Annotated in this window: 2 protein-coding genes; both read left to right on the top strand. The window is 39.7% G+C overall.

Annotated elements, in window-relative coordinates; translation table 11 throughout:
• Window positions 1–173: 173 nt before the first annotated feature.
• The gene (locus ABWP14_RS11355; RefSeq protein ID WP_353203083.1) at window positions 174–1,163 is read left to right on the top strand and encodes a Bug family tripartite tricarboxylate transporter substrate binding protein; all 990 of its coding nucleotides are present in this window, start codon (window positions 174–176) and stop codon (window positions 1,161–1,163) included.
• Between the two features lie 41 nt (window positions 1,164–1,204).
• Window positions 1,205–2,170: a Bug family tripartite tricarboxylate transporter substrate binding protein gene (locus tag ABWP14_RS11360; protein WP_353203084.1), complete on the top strand. Its 966-nt coding sequence runs from the start codon at window positions 1,205–1,207 to the stop codon at window positions 2,168–2,170.
• The last annotated feature ends 123 nt before the right edge of the window (window positions 2,171–2,293 follow it).

The following is a 2,293-nucleotide window of genomic DNA, read 5'->3' on the forward strand; positions in this document are numbered from 1 at the left end:
GATCGATCAAACAATTGGTGATTGGCTCATTAACTTTCACAAAATTCCTAATTAACACTATTGTTCGAACAATATAGCCCTATGAATTTAAAATACCCACTAGGGATTACCCGATATTTGAATGTTTTAAAAAAAATTCCACTCTAGAATGAAAAAAATAAGGAGGCTAGTTTATGAACCGCAATAATAAAACGCATGCCGTTAGATTTGCAATTGGGATGACCCTAGCTTTATTGGGCTCCTCATCTATTTCAGCGCCAGCAGATAATTACCCAAACAGACCAATTAAACTAGTGATCCCATACGCTGTTGGTGGTGGCTCTGATACGGTTGCAAGAATCATGTCACCACACTTAAAAAATATTCTGAATCAACCTATTGTTATGGACAATAAAGGTGGGGTAGGCAGCACAATAGGTACGGAAAGCGTAGCTAAAAGCGAGCCAGATGGATACACGCTGCTAATTAATACCGATGTCATCGCAATCATGCCGTTGCTGTTCAAAAAATTAAATTTTGATCCGCAAAAAGACTTTGTTCCTATTTCTTTTATAACTTCAGCACCAATTGTTTTAGCCGCAAATCCAGAATTCCCAGTCAATTCAGTTAAAGAATTGATTGCACTTGCAAAGAAGAACCCAGGCCAAGTATCTCTTGCTACCCCAGGCGCTGGTAGCCCACAAGATTTAGCCTCCATTCTCTTTGCCCACAAAGCGCAAATTAAATTTAACTCAATTCCTTATAAAGGAAATGGGCCAGCCTTGGTAGATATTTTGGCAGGTCATGTGAATATAGGTATGTTTACACTATCGACGGTGAAGGAATATGCCAAGACTGGGAAATTAAAAATACTAGCAGTGATTGGCTCGAAAAGGACACCACTAGCCCCCGAAATTATTTCTCTAACAGAAGCAGGCCTTCCAGATGTAGAGGTGAGTTCAAGATATTTGATCTTGGCTCCAGCTAAAACACCAAAAGACATTATTTTGAAACTTGAAAAAGATTTCGCAAAGTTAGCTGAAAATAAAAACTATCAGTCCGAACTTCTGAATCTTGGATTTGAGGCTATTTCAACAAGCTCTGCGGAGACGACTGAAATCCTAAATAAGGAGAACAGTAAATGGACACCCATACTCAAAAATCTAGATATTTCAATCCAGTAATTTATATTGCCCTAAACAGAACTAACACTATGGAGCATTTTATGACAATCATTAAATCAAAGATTCATTTCCTTATCGCAACTGGATTAATTTTTTTCTCCTCCCTTGCATTCTCTCAATACCCAAATAAGATAATTAAATTTGTAGTACCTTTTCCAGCTGGGCAGGCAACAGACATCTTTTCCAGAATTGTTGCTGATGAGCTTTCGCAAATACTTCCCCAAAAAATTATGGTGGACAATAAAGGCGGTGCAAATGGTATCCCTGGAACTGTTTTTGGGAAAGAAGCTGCCCCCGATGGTTACACCTTAACCATGGCTTCAAGCAGCACGATTGCTGTAAACCCTGCGCTTTATCCTACCTTACCTTACAGCCCAAAAGATTTTGAGCCAGTTAACGGAGTTTTTATTGTTCCTCTTTTGCTAGTAGCAAATCAAAATTCTCCTTTCACAACATTAAAACAGATAGTTGACTACGCCCAAAGCAATCCCGGAAAGCTCGAGTGGGCATATTCTGCCCCCAACCAACAACTTGCAGAAGAATTGCTGAAAGCACGAGCTAAAATTGACATTCTTTCTGTTCCCTATAAAGGTAGTGGACAAGCAGTTACTGATTTAATTGGTGGCCAAATTAATTTAGCTGTTGAGACATTGCCTACTATTGCCCCACATATTGCTTCAGGCAAGGTAAGGCCGATTGCTGTTATGACAGCAAAAAGAATTCCGCAGCTACCCAATGTACCTACAGTTGCGGAACTTGGTTATCCAGGCTTTGAAGGGCCTGGCTGGGGCGGTGTTCTCGCTCCTAAGGGCACCCCAAAAGATATCGTTGAAAAGCTAAGTAAAGATATTCGTACTGTTTTAGCTAACCCAGAAGTACAAAAGAAAATTAATGATCGTGGCGCAATTGTTGATAGCCGTGACGCTAAACAATGGGGTGAATTTATAAATTCAGAAGTTGCAAAATGGGCTGAAATTGTAAAAATAGCTGGTATACAAGGACAATAACGATAACCCAAGCTACTGGCTTGGATTAAGAATTACTGGAGGAGTATCAGAGCAACTCCTTATCTCCTCCAGCAACCATGTACGAAAATCTTTAGCTTGCTGACTTTCATTTTTACCTAGAGG

Origin of the sequence: Polynucleobacter sp., from assembly GCF_040400325.1 — a bacterium.
In the GTDB taxonomy this organism is placed as follows: Bacteria; Pseudomonadota; Gammaproteobacteria; order Burkholderiales; family Burkholderiaceae; genus Polynucleobacter.